This is a genomic window from Rhodococcus opacus (assembly GCF_012396235.1).
Lineage (GTDB): Bacteria > Actinomycetota > Actinomycetes > Mycobacteriales > Mycobacteriaceae > Rhodococcus_F > Rhodococcus_F opacus.
In genome coordinates this window covers 111,813-126,636 of sequence record NZ_JAAXPA010000024.1, presented here as the reverse complement: position 1 = coordinate 126,636, position 14,824 = coordinate 111,813, and the positions used below count along the sequence as shown (strand labels likewise).

General features: G+C 66.5%; 15 protein-coding genes and 3 pseudogenes. 8 read left to right on the top strand and 10 right to left on the bottom strand.

Annotation, left to right across the window (positions count from 1 at the left end):
* From HGB39_RS27280 to HGB39_RS27270, 3 genes are all read right to left on the bottom strand, one after another.
* A partial coding sequence (locus tag HGB39_RS27280; RefSeq protein ID WP_210753007.1) for an aldehyde dehydrogenase family protein occupies window positions 1–263 on the bottom strand: 263 nt, incomplete at its 3' end.
* Window positions 264–328: 65 nt separating this feature from the next.
* On the bottom strand, window positions 329–676 hold the full coding sequence (locus HGB39_RS27275) for a cupin domain-containing protein (protein ID WP_005561715.1): 348 nt from the start codon (window positions 674–676) through the stop codon (window positions 329–331).
* 33 nt (window positions 677–709) lie between these two features.
* On the bottom strand, window positions 710–2,119 hold the full coding sequence (locus tag HGB39_RS27270) for an NAD(P)/FAD-dependent oxidoreductase (RefSeq protein WP_005561716.1): 1,410 nt from the start codon (window positions 2,117–2,119) through the stop codon (window positions 710–712).
* A 131-nt stretch (window positions 2,120–2,250) separates the two neighbouring features.
* Between HGB39_RS27270 and HGB39_RS27265 the strand changes: the two genes are divergently transcribed.
* Window positions 2,251–3,723 (top strand): PucR family transcriptional regulator, encoded by a 1,473-nt coding sequence (locus HGB39_RS27265; RefSeq protein ID WP_005561717.1) that lies wholly within the window; start codon window positions 2,251–2,253, stop codon window positions 3,721–3,723.
* 70 nt (window positions 3,724–3,793) lie between these two features.
* On the opposite strand, the gene HGB39_RS27260 is transcribed toward HGB39_RS27265, so the two are convergent.
* Together HGB39_RS27260 and HGB39_RS27255 are read right to left on the bottom strand one after the other, a co-directional pair.
* Complete coding sequence (locus tag HGB39_RS27260) at window positions 3,794–5,230, bottom strand: amino acid permease (protein WP_043787362.1); 1,437 nt, start codon at window positions 5,228–5,230, stop codon at window positions 3,794–3,796.
* A 425-nt stretch (window positions 5,231–5,655) separates the two neighbouring features.
* Window positions 5,656–6,912, bottom strand: a complete 1,257-nt coding sequence (locus tag HGB39_RS27255) for an IS701 family transposase (protein WP_064080492.1) — start codon at window positions 6,910–6,912, stop codon at window positions 5,656–5,658.
* Between the two features lie 109 nt (window positions 6,913–7,021).
* Between HGB39_RS27255 and HGB39_RS27250 the strand changes: the two genes are divergently transcribed.
* Window positions 7,022–7,342, top strand: a complete 321-nt coding sequence (locus HGB39_RS27250; protein ID WP_043786895.1) for a hypothetical protein — start codon at window positions 7,022–7,024, stop codon at window positions 7,340–7,342.
* 336 nt (window positions 7,343–7,678) lie between these two features.
* On the opposite strand, the gene HGB39_RS27245 is transcribed toward HGB39_RS27250, so the two are convergent.
* Window positions 7,679–8,452 carry an SDR family NAD(P)-dependent oxidoreductase gene (locus HGB39_RS27245; RefSeq protein ID WP_005560650.1) on the bottom strand — a complete coding sequence of 258 codons (774 nt, stop codon included), beginning with the start codon at window positions 8,450–8,452 and terminating at the stop codon, window positions 7,679–7,681.
* Window positions 8,453–8,565: 113 nt separating this feature from the next.
* Here HGB39_RS27245 and HGB39_RS27240 point away from each other — a divergent pair, with 113 nt between their 5' ends.
* Both HGB39_RS27240 and HGB39_RS39045 read left to right on the top strand, forming a co-directional pair.
* Window positions 8,566–9,171 carry a TetR/AcrR family transcriptional regulator gene (locus HGB39_RS27240; RefSeq protein WP_005560648.1) on the top strand — a complete coding sequence of 202 codons (606 nt, stop codon included), beginning with the start codon at window positions 8,566–8,568 and terminating at the stop codon, window positions 9,169–9,171.
* 260 nt (window positions 9,172–9,431) lie between these two features.
* Window positions 9,432–9,637, top strand: a pseudogene (locus HGB39_RS39045) (hypothetical protein); the annotation flags it as partial.
* 128 nt (window positions 9,638–9,765) lie between these two features.
* Here HGB39_RS39045 and HGB39_RS27235 read toward each other — a convergent pair.
* Window positions 9,766–10,191, bottom strand: a complete 426-nt coding sequence (locus HGB39_RS27235; protein WP_054246873.1) for a YciI family protein — start codon at window positions 10,189–10,191, stop codon at window positions 9,766–9,768.
* Between the two features lie 125 nt (window positions 10,192–10,316).
* Window positions 10,317–11,198 (bottom strand): class I SAM-dependent methyltransferase, encoded by an 882-nt coding sequence (locus HGB39_RS27230; protein ID WP_005567753.1) that lies wholly within the window; start codon window positions 11,196–11,198, stop codon window positions 10,317–10,319.
* A gap of 270 nt (window positions 11,199–11,468) precedes the next feature.
* Between HGB39_RS27230 and HGB39_RS40305 the strand changes: the two are divergent.
* A pseudogene (locus tag HGB39_RS40305) lies at window positions 11,469–11,681 on the top strand (acetate--CoA ligase family protein); the annotation flags it as partial.
* A 37-nt stretch (window positions 11,682–11,718) separates the two neighbouring features.
* Window positions 11,719–11,851 (top strand): annotated as a pseudogene (locus tag HGB39_RS27220) (enoyl-CoA hydratase-related protein); the annotation flags it as partial.
* 90 nt (window positions 11,852–11,941) lie between these two features.
* Here HGB39_RS27220 and HGB39_RS27215 read toward each other — a convergent pair.
* A complete protein-coding gene (locus HGB39_RS27215; protein ID WP_005567755.1) occupies window positions 11,942–12,220 on the bottom strand; it encodes a nuclear transport factor 2 family protein in 279 nt (92 codons plus the stop codon).
* Window positions 12,221–12,307: 87 nt separating this feature from the next.
* Here HGB39_RS27215 and HGB39_RS27210 point away from each other — a divergent pair, with 87 nt between their 5' ends.
* A complete protein-coding gene (locus HGB39_RS27210; protein ID WP_005567757.1) occupies window positions 12,308–13,075 on the top strand; it encodes a helix-turn-helix domain-containing protein in 768 nt (255 codons plus the stop codon).
* Window positions 13,066–13,407, top strand: a complete 342-nt coding sequence (locus HGB39_RS27205) for an MmcQ/YjbR family DNA-binding protein (protein WP_005567758.1) — start codon at window positions 13,066–13,068, stop codon at window positions 13,405–13,407. The genes HGB39_RS27210 and HGB39_RS27205 overlap by 10 nt, the downstream gene beginning before the upstream one ends.
* A 380-nt stretch (window positions 13,408–13,787) precedes the next feature.
* Here HGB39_RS27205 and HGB39_RS27200 read toward each other — a convergent pair whose 3' ends face one another.
* Window positions 13,788–14,699, bottom strand: a complete 912-nt coding sequence (locus HGB39_RS27200) for a helix-turn-helix transcriptional regulator (RefSeq protein ID WP_005567759.1) — start codon at window positions 14,697–14,699, stop codon at window positions 13,788–13,790.
* Window positions 14,700–14,824 lie beyond the last annotated feature (125 nt).

The following is a 14,824-nucleotide window of genomic DNA, read 5'->3' as shown; positions in this document are numbered from 1 at the left end:
CCTTTGCGGGCGTTGAGCAGTTCCCGGAAGTTGAAGATCACCTGGGTGCGCTTGGCGAGGGAGGTGTCGCGCCAGGCGGGGAACGCGGCGGCGGCGGCGTCGATGACGGCGCGGGCGTCCTCGACGCCGGCGAGGGCGACCTGACCGGTGACGGCACCGGTCGCCGGATTCGTGACCGGCGCGGTGTTGCCGCTGGTGCCGGTGAACGTCTTGTCGTCGAACCAGTGTGGGATCACCCGGAGGGTGCTGTCGTTGTGTGTCATGAAGTGGGGTCCTGTCGAATGTGAAGTAGCTGGTGGTTTCGTCGTGGACGCGGCACTGATCGGCGTCAGAAGATGGTGTATGCCTTGCGGACGGTTTCGGAGACGTCCCAGCGTCCGGACCATCCCGGGGGCAGGACCACGAAGTCGCCGGCCGAGATCTCGACCTTGGTGCCGGTCTCGTCGTCGGTGAGTGTGGCTTTGCCTTCGATGATGAAGCAGGTTTCGGTGTTGGGTCGGTCGACGACAGGCCAGCCGCCGGGCTGGCACTCCCAGATTCCGATCTGGGCGTCGGTGCCGCCGTCGACGGGTAGGGTGCGCAGCTGCGGGTCGCCGCTGTCGGCGCCGGGCCGTTGCCCGGCGGGGGTCAGCTCACCGTTCACGACGGTGGAGGGCAGGTGGATCAGTGAAGCCATGGTCGATGTCTCCGTTATCGGTCGGGAGGGATGTCAGTGGGCGCCGGTGAGTTTTTCCAGCAGCGCGGACACCTTGGACGGTTTGTTGGTGACGCGTTCTTCGAGGTCCGCGGTCGCGGCGGCGCGCAGTCCGGCGTTGACCCCGAACCAGCGGAAGGGTTCGACTTCCCATTTGGGGGAGTGGTGGTTGACCACGGGAAGTGAGTTCAGGTCGTCGCGTTTGTCGAGGATGAGGTTGCGCAGGATGCGGCCGGCGAGGTTGCTGGTGGCGACCCCGTCGCCGACATACGGTCCGGCCCACGCCATCTTGTTGTTCTGGTCGTAGCCGACGGAGGGGAACCAGTCGCGCGGGACACCGAGGGGGCCACCCCACCGGTGGGTGATCGGCACGTCCTTCAGTGTCGGAAAGAACTCGTGCATCGTGTCGATGATCTTCTCGTGGATTTTCTCGTCGACGTCGAACGACGGGTGGACCTTGGACCGGAAGTGGTACGGCGCCCCGCGCCCGCCGAAGACCAGGCGGCCGTCGTTGGTCGGGTGGGCGTAGATCCGCAGGTTCCGCATGTCGTTGAACGCGGTTCGGCCGTCGAGGCCGAGTTCCAGACGGACCTCGTCCGGCAGCGGGGCGGTCGCGACGACGAGCGAGTACAGCGGCGCCACATTGCGCCGGTACTCGGGGAATTCGGGGGTGAACGCCTCGGTGGCGCGAATGACGACGGATGCGGTGACCGACCCGTGCCGCGTCCATACGATGCCCTTGCCGATCTCGTCGACCGCGGTGTCCTCATAGATGACCCCGCCGCGCTCCTCGACCCAGCCGGCGAGACCGCGCACCAGCTTGTCCGGGTGCAGCAGGGCGCAGTGCTCGGTGTAGATACCGCCGAGCACACCGGCTGCGTTGACCTTCTCGCGCGCGGCGTCGGCATCGAGCAGCTGCCACTGCCCGTGGGTGCCGAACCTCTCGGCGCCATCGACAGTCGCCTTCGCCCGCGCCCATTGCGCCTGGCTGCGGGCGAGGGAGACGAATCCGTCGCGGGAGTATTCGCAGTCGATCTTCTCGGCCGCGACGACGTCGCCGATCTCGCCGACCGTTTCGTTCATCGCCGACTGCAGATCCAGAGCGGCACGATGCGAGTACAGCTGCTCGACGCGGCCGAGCGACACCGGGAAGATCGACGACGCCCACCCACCGTTGCGTCCCGAGGCGCCGAAGCCGGCGTATTCCCGTTCGAGCAGAACTACTTTCAGCGTCGGGTCGGCCTGCAGCAGGTAGTAGGCCGCCCACAGTCCGGTGAACCCGGCACCGACGATCGCCACGTCGGCAGTGATGTTGCCGGGCAGCGCCGGCCGCCGGGATGCGTGCTCTCGGTCTTCGCGCCACAGGGGTGTACCGTCTGCGGCACCTGATACGCCGCGCTCCGCGCGGGCGTTACTGACCACCATTTACAGCCTCCAGCCGTTCGTTCGTTCGTGCGTCGATGTCCAGTGTCGTGTCAGTGTGTGAGCCCCGACATACTCCGGATTCACAGACATAGAACTGGCGGCTGTACTTTTGTATGAGGAGGTGAAGGCCGATGATCTCCGTCGATCAGCTGGCCGCGATCCCATCGCTCGGCCTGCAATATCTCGCCGGCGAGAGCGGCGGCGCGCGACTGGTCACGTGGGCGCACGCGTGTGACCTGCCCGATCCGTGGTTGTGGTTCGAACACGGTGACCTCGTCATGACCACCGGCGGCGGGCTGCCCCGCGGCGACACGGAGCAGTCCGAGTGGATGGCGCACCTGATCGACAGTCAGGTCAGCGCCCTGGTGATCGCCCGCGGCCCCGGCGCCCCGGATGTCACGCCGGCGCTGCTCGAAGTCGCCGAAAGCCGCGGATTCCCGGTGCTCTCGGCAAGTTTCGACCTGCAATTCGTCGCGCTCGCGCGCACCGTCATCGAAAGTGCCGTCGAATCCGAACGACAGCGCCTGTCCAGCATCACCCGCCTGTACGACGTGTACTGGCAGGCCCTGCACGCACGCGGCACCTTCGGGGACCGGATCTCCGCGCTCGAAGGGACCACCGGATGGGCTCTCGAGGTCCGCGATCACGGTGCCGGCGGCGAGGTCATTGTCAGCGGACGCCTGGCGCTTCACCAGCGGAGCGGCCACGCAGATCCTGCGGCCGACCGCGTCGAAATTCCGATCCCGGGGGCAGGAGAAGTGGTGCTGTCGGCCAGTCCCGGCCGGGTCCCCGTCAACGACCGCCCGCTCCTGCAGCACCTCGGGGGCCTGATTGCCCTCGAACTCGAACATGATGCCGCTCAACGCGACCGACTTCGTGCGTCCGGGGCGGACTTGCTCGTCGGCCTTCTCGACGAAACCATCACCTTCGCCGCCGTGTGGCCCGAACTGCGCCACCGCGGGATGACCAATGGGGTGGTCGTCGCATGCTGGAGCACCCCGAACGCCGACCCACTTCATCACGAGACCATCCACCGGCAGGTCTGTCTGCAGCAGTACGCTCCGCTGCTGCTGCCGCGCGCGGCGCTACTGATCGCGGTGGTGCCCCGCGATCTCGACCTCCTGGCAACGATCAACACCAAGCTCGCTCCGGACTGCGCGGTCGGGGTCAGCAGCGCTCTGACCGCCAATTCGAGTGTCGCCGAAGCGGCCCGGCAGGCCCAGCTCGCCGTGGCTCGCGCCCATGAGCAAGACCAGACCGTCAATGTCTACGGCGAAGACATCGACGACGTCGGTTTTCTGCCCCGCAGCATGGAAGACACCCGCAGGTTGGTCCGCACCACCCTCGGCCCGCTCATCGCCCATGACAAGAGCAACGAGGGTGAGCTAGTGACCTCGGTGCGCGTGTTCCTCCGGAACGACGGCGCGTGGCAGAAGAGCGCCGACGAGTTGAAAATCCACCGGCAGACCCTCGTCTACCGGCTGCGCCGCGTCGAGCAGCTCACCGGCTTGAAGCCGACCTCCACCGAAGGCTCCGCGATGTTTTGGCTCGCCCTGTCCGGTGCCGAGCGAGCGAAACTCGATCTCGACGAGTTGATCGACTGAGCGGAACACCAGATGGGCTGGTCCGTCACGGACCAGCCCATCTGGTGTTCATCAGGTGCTACCTCGAAGTTCAGGAGTTGATGCTCTCCGTGGCCACCCCGGACACGTCGGGTCCGCTGTCGTCGGCGGCCGGGGCCACCTGTGTGGAGGCGCGGGTCTTCTTCTTGATGAAGTAGACGATCGTCAGCACCACCCACACCGCGATTCCCTGCATCAGTTCGATCCGATTGGCTTCCCGGAAACCCATGCTGACCAGTACCGCGACGATGGCCACCGTCACCAGGATCGGCAGGCCCGGGTAGAGCCACATCCGGAACTCGAGGGAGCCGGGGTTCTCCTTCTCCCACCGTCGACGCAGGCGCAGCTCGGAGATGCAGATCATGAAGTACACGAACAGGAACACCGCACCGGAGGCGTTGATCAGGAACAGGAACACCGTGTCCGGGAAGATTGCCGCAAGGACCACGCATCCGTAGCCGATGACGGTGCAGGACAGGATGCCCTTGACCGGAACGCCACGCTTGTTGGTCGAGGTCATCCAGGCCGGTGCGTCGCCGCGGCCGCCCATGACGAACAGCAGCCGGGAGGAGGTGTAGAGGCCGGAGTTGAGGACCGACAGCACCGCCACCAGGATGACAAGGTTGAGCAGGTCCGCTGTGCCGGGGATTCCGATCCGGTCCAGGGCGGCGACGAACGGAGACTCGCCCGGTACCACCGAATCCCACGGCACGATCACCGCGATCAGGAACGTGGAGATGACGAAGAACGCGAGGATGCGGAAGACGACGGAGTTGACCGCCTTGCGGATCGACTTGGCCGGTTCCGCCGACTCGGCGGCGGCGATGGTGACGACCTCGACACCGGTCATGGAGAAGATCACCACGACCACACCGATGAACAGGGTGGCCAGCCCGTTCGGGAGGAGCCCGCCATGGTCGGTGAGGTTGGAGAAGTCGACGCTCGCGCCGGGCCAGAGCCCGAAGACGAACAGCGCGGCGACCGCAATGAAAGCGACGATGGCGACCACCTTGATGCTCGCGAACCAGTACTCGGCCTCACCGAACGCGCCCACCGAGAGCAGGTTGACCGCGGTCATGATGACCATGAGGGCAGCCGCGATCGCCCACACCGGCAGCGACGGAATCCATTTGTTGATCATCTGACCGCCGACGACCGCCTCGAATCCGACGACGATGACCCAGAAGTACCAATACAGCCACCCGGTGGAAAAGCCTGCCCACTCACCCCACGCCATTCGGGCGTAGTCGGTAAAGGAACCGGAACATGGTTTGGCTGCGGCCATTTCGCCGAGCATCCGCATCACCAGCAGCACGATCAGCCCCGTGATGCCGTAGGTGACAAAGGCGAGCGGGCCAGCCTGGTTGATGATCGCACTCGACCCCACGAACAGGCCGGCACCGATGACCCCGCCGAGCGAGAGCATTGTCAGGTGCCGCTGTTTAAGGCCGGGTTTGAGCTGATGGGCCCCGTTCGGAGTCGTACCCATGGCATTCCCTTCATCAGGTGCCCGCGCCCGTCGACTTCGCGGGGCGGGCGGGATCGAGCTTGTGATGGGAGTCACCCTGCTTGCCCGCGGCCGTCCCCGCCATGCGCCAACGGAACAACGCAGAGGTGGGGCCTTCATACATTTTGATGAACCGCTGTCGGGTTTCGGCCCTGACCTGGTCGTCTGGCGCGAGCAAGCGCATGAACGAGCTGATCAACGCGAACCTGCGCGGTACCTTCCGCCAGTAGCCATGCGGGAAGCCGATCCACTGGGTCTCGCCAGTTCACTGCTCGGTTGGGCCCGGGGCAATTGTCGGGCGCTCCTAGTAGGACTTTGTTAGGTGGGGAAGGTGTGGTGGCATAGTGGGCAGGTACCGATCCAACGGGCAAGTGCGCGTTGGAGTTCACGCACGATTGCGTACAGAGTCAGCCCCGCCCAGACGCTTTTGGGTCGGCCAGCCGCAGAGTGGTGAGGAACAGGTGAGCGGCGGTGACCAGGGTGGCGTGGTGGTGCCAGCCCAGCCAGGAACGGCCCTCGAAATGATCCAGTCCGAGACCGGTTTTCAGCTCCCGGTAGTCGTGCTCGACGCGCCAGCGGATCTTCGCCAGCCGCACCAGCTCGGGCAGCGGGATGTCCTCGGAGAGGGTGGAGAGCCAGTAGTCGGTCGGCTCATCCGCTCCGGTCGGCCACTCGGCGAGCAACCACACCTCGGGCAGGGCGCCGTCCTCGGCGCGGGGAATGTCCCGGTTCGCCGGGCGGACCCGCAGCGCGGCGAACCGCGAGCGCATCACCGCCGTGGGGTTGGTGGGGTCGGCCTTGCTTCCCTTGCGCCAGGTCACGGTGCGCAGGGACTTGCGTCCGGCAGCGAGGACGAGGTCCTTGCAGGTCGTGTGCGGGCCGTAACGGGGCGTCGACGGGCGACCGCGGCCGCTGTAGGCCCCGGTCTCCGGGACCGCGTCGCCGGGATGGGCACTGGTCGCGCCCTTGACGGCGACGACGTAGTCGATGCCCCGCTCGGTCAGGGCCAGTCGGAAGGCGGTGGTGTCGCCGTAGCCGGCGTCTGCGACCACGACCGGCGGGATCCGGCCCCACTCGGTCAGCTCGTCGATCATCTCGATCGCCATCGCCCATTTGGGGCGGTGATGCTCGGTGACGGGGATCGCGGACCGTCGCCGGCGGGCGATGATCGCCGCGACGGCGTCGGGGTCGGTGGTCGACCGATCGTCCCAGGTCTCGGGCAGGAACAGGCGCCAGTCCAGCGGTGCGGACGCCGCATCGGTGGCGGCGTGCACGCTGACCGCGATCTGACAGTTGCCGACCTTGCCGAGGGTGCCCGAGTACTGGCGGGCCACGCCCGGCGAGGCGGGTCCGTCCTTGATGAACCCGGTGTCATCGATGACCCAGGCATCCGGGTCGATCAGACCACACGCCCGGCGGGACAGCGTTTTCCGCACCGGAACCACATCCCACGGCGAGGTGGTCACGAACTGCTGCAACTGTTGATGATCGACCCGCAACCGCTGCGCCATCGGCTGCATCGACTTCCGCCGGCCGTCGAGCATCAACCCCCGCGCATACAGTCCCGCCTTCTCCCGTTGATCCTTGCGCGCCAGCGACGAGAATACCTCACCGACAAACGCATCCAACTGTTCCCCGACACGGGCGAGAGCGGCTGTATCCATGCCCGCATGCTCTCGAGAAAGCCACGAAAACTCGAGCCGACACGCCGAGCTAACAAAGTACTACTAGGAGGTCCGATCCGGCAAGCCCGACGCATGTGAGGATGCGTTCATGGGTACTGAGGACCACGACGAGCCTGCAGGTGACAGTCGACCGACGGCTGATGATGGGCCGTTCACGTTGACGGTCGACGGTGAGGTTTTCACTGTGAGACTCCGCCCAGGCGAACCAGGCGCCTGCGACTATGACTGGGTATCCGGACCGAACAAGGGGTACGGTTTCTCCAGCTTTCAACGCGTAGCCTCTTCGAGCATTCAGGATCGAGCGAACACTCCCTCTACGCTGCAGCCGAACACAATTGACGAGCATCGCGAGTCGATCCGCGATTTCCTCGGTCAGATCAATCCCGAGACCGGCTACATCGGCGACTGAGACTCCGCCGCGAGGCACAGGGGTCCTTGGAATGAGACGGTCGCCGTAGTTCGTGAAGACGACCCAGGACGTCCCGTTCGACGGAATGCTCGTTCAGTCCGCATGTACAGATGCGCCGGAACTTTCTTAGGCCTAGTCGCGGCACCAGTGGGGGATCGTATTGGCGCAGCTTGACGTAATACGACGCTTCTGTCACAACGAATTCGGACAGGATCTGCTCATCCGCTCCGCCACAGGGCTGCCACGTCTGTGCGAACTTCAGCATCGTCTTTTCATCGGCAGCATTCACGCCATCGTCGTGCGTGTCGCGCCGGTGTTCGGTTTGTGCCGCGGGCATTACACGGTGTTGACTCCGACGCGTCCGCCGTCGACGTCGAGGACTGTCCCGTGTACGAAGCGGGCGTCGTCGGAGGCGAGGTAGAGCACGGCGTCGGCGATGTCTTCGGCGGTGCCGGGCCGGCCGGCGGGTGTGGAGTGCATCAGGGTGTCGGCCGGGGAGTCGGCGTCGGGTCCGGCGGGGCGGATGACGCCGGGGGAGACGGCGTTGACGCGCAGGCCCCGTGGGCCGAATTCGGCGGCCCAGGATCGGGTCAGGCTCTCGATCGCGGCCTTGGACGAGGCGTAGACGGGGCCGTGTGGGATTCCGAGGCGGGCCACCCACGAGCCGAGGTTGATTACGACGCCGCCACCGCTCTCGGTCATGTGTGGGGCCAGGGCTTGCACCAGGAAGATGGGTGCCTTGACGTTCACGGCGTAGATGCGGTCCACGATGTCGTCGTCGACGGTCATCGTGCCGGAGGCCGGGAAGATGCCCGCGTTGTTGACCAGGATGTCGAGGTGCCCGCCGGTCAGGCGCAGCACCTGCTCGGCGAGGGCGTGGCTGGTGGCGGAGGTGCCGTCGAGGTCGGCGGCGAGGAAGTCCGCGCGGCCTCCCGTCGCCTGGATCGCGGCGATGGTCTCGTCCCCGCGTGCCGCGTCGCGACCGGAGACGATCACGTGGGCGCCCTCGGCGGCGAAGGCGACGGCGATTGCGCGCCCGATGTTGGAGGTCGATCCGGTGACGAGGGCGGTGCGGCCCTGCAGTCGGTTGCCGGTGAAGTGATTGGTCATGTCCCGACCGTAGGACCTATTTTTTGGACCCACAAGTCCAGAAAGTGGGGTGTGATCGCTGCCAATGGAGTAGTGGAGGGTTGGCCGGTCCAGAATTGCGTTACCGTCGGCATATGCCGATCACTGCGAAGGGGCTCGCGACCAGACAGCGCATCGTCGAGGGTGCCGCGACTCATCTTCGGGGTGGTGAGCCCGGTCAGGTCACGCTCGACGACATCCGCGCGATCACCGGAACCAGCAAGGGACAGCTGTTCCACTACTTTCCGGGCGGTAAGGACGAACTGCTGCTCGCCGTCGCCGTCTACGAGGCGGGCCGGGTTCTCGACGATCAGCAACCGCACCTCGGCGCGCTGACGTCGTGGGCGGCGTGGCTGAGGTGGCGGGATGCGTTGGTCACCCGCTACCGCGCTCAGGGAGCGCACTGTCCGCTCGGGTCGCTGCTGGCCCAGGCGGGCGGAACGCCGGGGGCCTACGAAGTGGTCCGAACACTGCTGGCACAGTGGCGGACCCACGTCGTGGCCGGGATCGAGGCGATGCAGGCGGCAGGGCAGATCCGGGCGGAACTGGATGCGCCGCGCACCGCGTCCGCGTTCATCGCGGGAATTCAGGGTGGGGTGCAGGTCCTGCGGTCGACGGGCAGTGTCGAGGATCTCGAAGCCGTCCTCGACACTCTGATCGACTACCTTCGGGGCCCGGGATCGCCCGGCGCTACCTGCTGATCGGCTGGGTTTGCTCAACTGCTGGGCCGCGTGTCCCCTGTGCCGAGCGGGACAGTTTGTGAGTAGGTTGGGCTATTTCTGAGTATTATTGCTTTTCAGTGACTTTGGGTGTTCGTGCCTACCGTGGACCGGTGAGTTGGAAGCGGATGCGGTTCGAGGTGATCTTGGCCGGTGAGGGACGCTACCGTCGCCCGGCGGGCAGCATCGGCGGCGGATGATCATCGAGCTGCGGGACGTCACTGAAGACTGAGGGGGTCGAGATCGGACTGTTCACCGACGACAAGGACCGCCCGAGCTGGTCGTGCACCCGGACATCGTGCTCGGGCGTGCAACCTTCCGGGCGGTCGACGACGAGCCCGAACCAGAGGAGACGCCGAAGCAACGCGCCCGCCGGGAGCTGAAGAAACGGATGACCGCCGAGCGGCTGTCGAGACAGAAAACCGGAGGCACCAACCCAGAGAAGGGGTGCACGCCTCCGGCTCATCCTGTGCATCCGCAGTGTCGCCGACTCCAGCCCACTCTTGCCCGCGCACTTGACAGTCTGCTTGTTCGAGCGTCCCCGGCACTGCGATCAGAGTTTCGGGGGACGTGTCATCACCCCTGGTGAAAACCACACTCCGTAGTGGTCGGAGCTGCGGTCAGGAACGGGCGCACCTCGAGCCATTCGTGGATCTGTTTCCCACCCGCCCCTGGGGCCGCGGACAGTTCGCCGGCCAGTTGGAGCGCTCGCTCGTGGGTCTCGACGTCGATCACCATCCAGCCGGCGATCAGGTCCTTGGTCTCCGCGAACGGGCCGTCGGTGACCGGCGGTCGCCCCTCACCGTCGTAGCGGACGAACGTGCCCTCCGCGGAGAGTGCCTGGCTGTCGACGAACTCGCCGGTGCTCTCGAGCCGGGCGGCGAAGTCGTTCATGTACTGCACGTGGGCCGAGATTTCCTCCGGCGTCCATTGGTCCATGGGCACGTCGTTGATCGATGCGGGCGCGCCACGGTAGTGCTTGAGCAGTAGGTACTTGGCCATCATGTTCTCCTTGGTGCGGTGCGGCCCATTGTGGCCGTTTCACTTCGGGGACGAAGCCGCGCGCGGGTTCTCGACATCCCACGGCGACATTTCCTGACCATCTTCTCTGTCGGGCCACAATCCGGCTAGGGGTGGGCGTCTCGTCCAGTCCGGTGATGATGGCCTCTAGTCTCGGGTCGGGTTGGCGTGATGCTTGACCCACCGTGCCTGTCGGTGGTCCCAGTAGCGGGTGCGATCGTGGGGGTGGGCGCGACCATTGGACGGTGAAGCGGGCGTAGCTGTTCCCGTCGTGGTTTTCCTGTGTGATCCTGCGTCGGCGTCGAGAGAACCACCGGCAGTCGGATGCCCGATGGAAGGGCTACGGTGGGGCCGCCTGTGGGCCCGTAAACCGCGTCGTGGGTGTGGTGTGCTCCCGCGCCGCCGCTGATCGAACGTTCCCGCACCTCGTTGACGTCGATGTGCCAGCTGTCATCGAGTAGCGCCGCCACATCACCGGGTGTGACCCAATCAGCGGGGTCGAAGCCGTGCTCGCGCGCCGCATCCGCGTCGCGGACGTCGTGGTGCACAACCAGCAAGATGCCGCCCGGTGCGACGGCGGAGACCAGCGCGCGTTCGGCGGCACGGTCGGGGGTACTGCGCAAGGCGGGGTACTGGGCGGAGACCAGGTCGAAACCACCCGCGGGCAAGTCGGCATCGAGCAGTCCGCTCAGCACCCAGGTGATGTCTTTGGTCTCGCTGTCGGCGTGGGCCTTTGCTCGGTCGAGGGCGACCTGGGAGATGTCCAGCGCGGTGACGGCCCATCCCTGGCTAGCGAGCCAGAGCGCGTCGGCGCCTTCACCGCAGCCGACGTCCAGGGCGCGTCCCGGCCGTGCGCCGGTCATCTCGTCAACTAGGGCGCCGTTGGGTTCTCCGCTCCACACGCGATCCCGCTCGGTGTAGCGCGCATCCCACTCGTCCGCCTCACGTGATGTCGTCTTGACCTCGGTGACCTCGCCCGCTTCTTCCATACCCACACAGTGCAATAACACCGACGGTTTCGGCGAGAGTTCTTGCCGGACCGGCAAGAATTGGTCTGGATTGGGTTCTACTGCGATCCTGACACGCACAGTGTCATGCGGGTTGGGGCCTGCTCGATGTCGAGATAGTCGTCGATGAGAAGTGCCAGACATTCCGGCGGACCCGCGACAAGCGGCGAACGCCACGTACACGGACACGGGACTTCCTCGAAACTCGAGGAACAGTCCGGACAGTCCCACTAGAAGGCGGCCGCCCCGTTCACCGCCCTCGAGGCTCACGAGATGATCGACGAGACCATCGCCTCTCACACGCTCGACGGCTACCGGCACCTCCCGATCGTCGCCCGGGAAGCGCTGGCCCGCTTCCTCGTTTGGGTCGGCGACATCGTCGCCGCCTCACCCCGAGATCAGCGAACTCGACTCGACCTCAACCCCGTGATCGCATCGGACACCGGCATCGTGCTCGTGGACGTGCGAATCATCCTGTCCAAGAACCACCCTGGAGACCACACAAAGCTTCGTCAAGGACGGACATTCCCGGCGACGGAGGGGCGTGGCTGCTGCCGCGGGCCGTCGGACTGGCCCGGGCCAGCGAGATGGCGTTCACCGGGGAGGCGATCGACGCCGCAACCGCCCGGAACTGGGCGCCACCCGGCGGCTCGACACAGCGGGCTACGGACGCTTGCCGTACCCGAGCGCCTCGACGATCTTCCCGTCCCGGACGCGCATGAGATTCACGCCCGATAGTTCTCGGTGCCGGTGATCCTCCAGCGGATGACGGCTCGGTCGCCGTCGATGTCGACGTGCTCGACCGTGAACCCGATGGCGGGGTCGGAGGCCAATCCCTGCCAGCCCGCGAGGCATTCGTCGTAACCCGTCCATCGGTTGCCGTCGGGCTCCGGGCCGGTGCCCTCCATCACGCAGTCGGGGGCGATGAGGTCGACGAGCTTGTCGGGTGCCCGTTCGAGGAACGCGGCGTTGTAGTGATCGATGACTGCTGCTGTGTCGGTCATGGCCGTATCGTCTGCCGCGGAGTCATTGCTAGCAACTCCCTGGAAGGAATGGCATCGACCCCCGGGGTGCGCGAAGATTGATCGGTGATGACGCGGTTCCCGAGTGAGTTCCGGCGCTGGCGCACGGCCCGCCGGATGAGCCAGCTGGATCTCGCGCTTCGGGCGGGCACCACCCAGCGGCACGTGAGCTTCATCGAACAGGGCCGCTCCCGCCCGGGTCGGGGCATGGTGTTGCGCCTGGCGGAGTCGATGGAGCTCACGCTACGGGAGCGCAACGAGCTGCTCCTCGCTGCCGGCTTCGCCCCGGCGTTCCCGGAGTCGCCGCTCGACGACGAGGCGCTGCGCCCAGTTCACCAGGCGCTGGAGACGATTCTCGACGGGCATCTCCCGTACCCGGCGATGGTAGTGCGGCCGCACGGCATCCTCGTCACCGCCAACCGGGCGTTCGAGGTATTCCGCGAAGGCGTCGACCCCGCGTTGCTCGCACCACCGGTCAACGTGTTCCGCCTGGCCCTGCACCCCGATGGGAACACGCCCCGGGTGCGCAACCTGCCGGAGTGGGGCCGGCACATCACCGAGCACCTGCGGGCTCAGCTGGCGCAGAGCCCCGACCCGGCGTTGGAGGCGCTTCTCGCCGAGCTCGAGTCCTACCTTCCGCCGCTGCCCGAGGAGGCCGACGTGCTCGGCTTCGCGGTGCCGCTGGAGCTGGGCTCGGCCGATGGCGACCTCCGGCTCATCACAACGCTCACGTCGTTCGCGACCGCCTCCGACGTGACGCTCGCCGAGCTGCACCTCGAGGCGTTCCTGCCTGCTGACCACGGCACCGCCGAGGTGCTGCGCCGCCGATGGGGGTGACGATCGGCGATGCCCGGGCGATGGCCGCCACGTTGCCTCGTTCCTATGAGGCGCTCGTACGCGACGAGGTGAGGTTCCGGGTCGGACGCCTGGTCTACGCGGCGTTCTACCAGGACGACACGGTCATGGGTTTCGGCTTCCCCAGGGAAGAGCGGGCGGCGCTGGTGGCCTCGGAGCCCGAGAAGTTCCTCATGCCCCGCCCCTCCGACATGCGGTACCGGTGGGTCTGCGTACGGCTCGATGCCCTCGACGTCGAGGAGCTGCGCGAGCTGCTCGTCGACGCGTGGCGGATGTGCGTGCCGAAGAAGGTGGCTGCCGCCTACGAGGGTTGACCGATGCCCTGCTCCGAATGACATGGCCGACGTCGGGGTCGTCCCGAATGAGAGATTGCCGTTCTCCCATGTGCGCGGGCGAAGTTGTACTGGGTGCGCTGGGCGGGCCTCGTCAACGTAACTGCGCCGTGAGTCGGGATGATCGTCGGATGGTTGTGGGGGACGGGACGCGGGTGGATGCGACGCGCTGCACAAACTCGGCACCATCGCTCTCGCGCTGGCCTTTTCCGAGGGCGGGCGCGGCATTCCCCCAACCGCATCTCGTACGACCGCCTGGTTGCGGATGAACGCCAGTCCCCACACGGCGGTCGTCACCCGAAGTTCCGCAACGATGCGGTGTGTTCAGTCGTTGGTGGGTCTGGTCCCGAGGTGCTGTGGGCCTATTGGGGGTGGTGGGGTAGCGCTTGATCGGGAGCGGGGGTGAGGTGTGTGGTCGCCCAGGTTGCGAGCAGGGTCATGGCGTCGGCCGACGGGCTTCCGGGTTCGGGGCTGTAGATGGTGAGGACCAGGCCGGGGTCGGCAGGTAGTGGCATTGTTTCGTAGCCGACTTCGATGTCGCCGACGAGGGGGTGGTGGAAGGTCTTGGTGCCGGTGTAGTGCAGGCGCACATTGCGTTTGGCCCACCGGGTCCTGAATTCGTCGCTGCGGGTGGACAGTTCGCCGACCAGGTCGGAGATGCCGCGGTCATAGGGGTCGCGGCCGGCGTCGGTGCGCAGGAGGTTGACCGCGCTGTCGGCCATCTGGTCCCAGTCGGGGTAGAACTCGTGGGCGCGGGGGTCGAGGAAGCAGAACCGGACGAAGTTGACCGGCTTGCTGGGGTCGGGGTGCAGCGGATCGGGGTAGAGCGGGCCGTAGAACGCGTAGGCCAGTTGGTTGCCGCATACGAAATCGTGCCGGGCGTTACGCACGAACGCCGGCACCGTCATGGCGTCGCACAGGCGCTGCACCATCGGCCGAATGGTTTTGGTGCGGCGGGGCCTGCTTCGCTGCGGGCCGGTGGTGACGGCACGGTGCAGGTCGACCAGGTGGGAGCGTTCCGCTTCGTCGAGTTCGAGCGCGCGGGCGATGGCGTCGAGCACGGATTCGGAGACACCGGTGACTTTGCCGCGTTCGATCTGGGTGTAGTAGTCGACCGAGAGCCCGGCGAGCGTGGCGACTTCTTGGCGGCGGAGACCGGGGACGCGGCGTTTGGCGGCGTCATAGACCGGAAGCCCGACCTGGTCGGGGGTGATCTTGGCCCGCCGTGACGCCAGGAACTGGCCGATCTCGGCCGCTCGGTTGGTGGACTCCATAGAAGTGAGGGTACGACCCGGCCGTCGGCGGCTGCCAGGTTCTGCGAGGGGGGTGCTGCCGACACCCCTGTCATCGTCGCCTCCCACGGGGGCTCTTTGCGGCGTTGCATGAGTGTCGGACATCG

Coding starts and splice junctions, on each gene's coding strand:
- HGB39_RS27200 (WP_005567759.1), bottom strand. CDS start 14,699: ATGGAGTCCACCAACCGAGCGGCCGAGATCGGCCAGTTCCTGGCGTCA.
- HGB39_RS27275 (WP_005561715.1), bottom strand. CDS start 676: ATGGCTTCACTGATCCACCTGCCCTCCACCGTCGTGAACGGTGAGCTG.
- HGB39_RS27255 (WP_064080492.1), bottom strand. CDS start 6,912: ATGGATACAGCCGCTCTCGCCCGTGTCGGGGAACAGTTGGATGCGTTT.
- HGB39_RS27230 (WP_005567753.1), bottom strand. CDS start 11,198: ATGGAAGAAGCGGGCGAGGTCACCGAGGTCAAGACGACATCACGTGAG.
- HGB39_RS27260 (WP_043787362.1), bottom strand. CDS start 5,230: ATGGGTACGACTCCGAACGGGGCCCATCAGCTCAAACCCGGCCTTAAA.
- HGB39_RS27205 (WP_005567758.1), top strand. CDS start 13,066: ATGGGGGTGACGATCGGCGATGCCCGGGCGATGGCCGCCACGTTGCCT.
- HGB39_RS27240 (WP_005560648.1), top strand. CDS start 8,566: ATGCCGATCACTGCGAAGGGGCTCGCGACCAGACAGCGCATCGTCGAG.
- HGB39_RS27210 (WP_005567757.1), top strand. CDS start 12,308: ATGACGCGGTTCCCGAGTGAGTTCCGGCGCTGGCGCACGGCCCGCCGG.
- HGB39_RS27270 (WP_005561716.1), bottom strand. CDS start 2,119: ATGGTGGTCAGTAACGCCCGCGCGGAGCGCGGCGTATCAGGTGCCGCA.
- HGB39_RS27235 (WP_054246873.1), bottom strand. CDS start 10,191: ATGGCCAAGTACCTACTGCTCAAGCACTACCGTGGCGCGCCCGCATCG.
- HGB39_RS27265 (WP_005561717.1), top strand. CDS start 2,251: ATGATCTCCGTCGATCAGCTGGCCGCGATCCCATCGCTCGGCCTGCAA.
- HGB39_RS27245 (WP_005560650.1), bottom strand. CDS start 8,452: ATGACCAATCACTTCACCGGCAACCGACTGCAGGGCCGCACCGCCCTC.
- HGB39_RS27215 (WP_005567755.1), bottom strand. CDS start 12,220: ATGACCGACACAGCAGCAGTCATCGATCACTACAACGCCGCGTTCCTC.
- HGB39_RS27250 (WP_043786895.1), top strand. CDS start 7,022: ATGGGTACTGAGGACCACGACGAGCCTGCAGGTGACAGTCGACCGACG.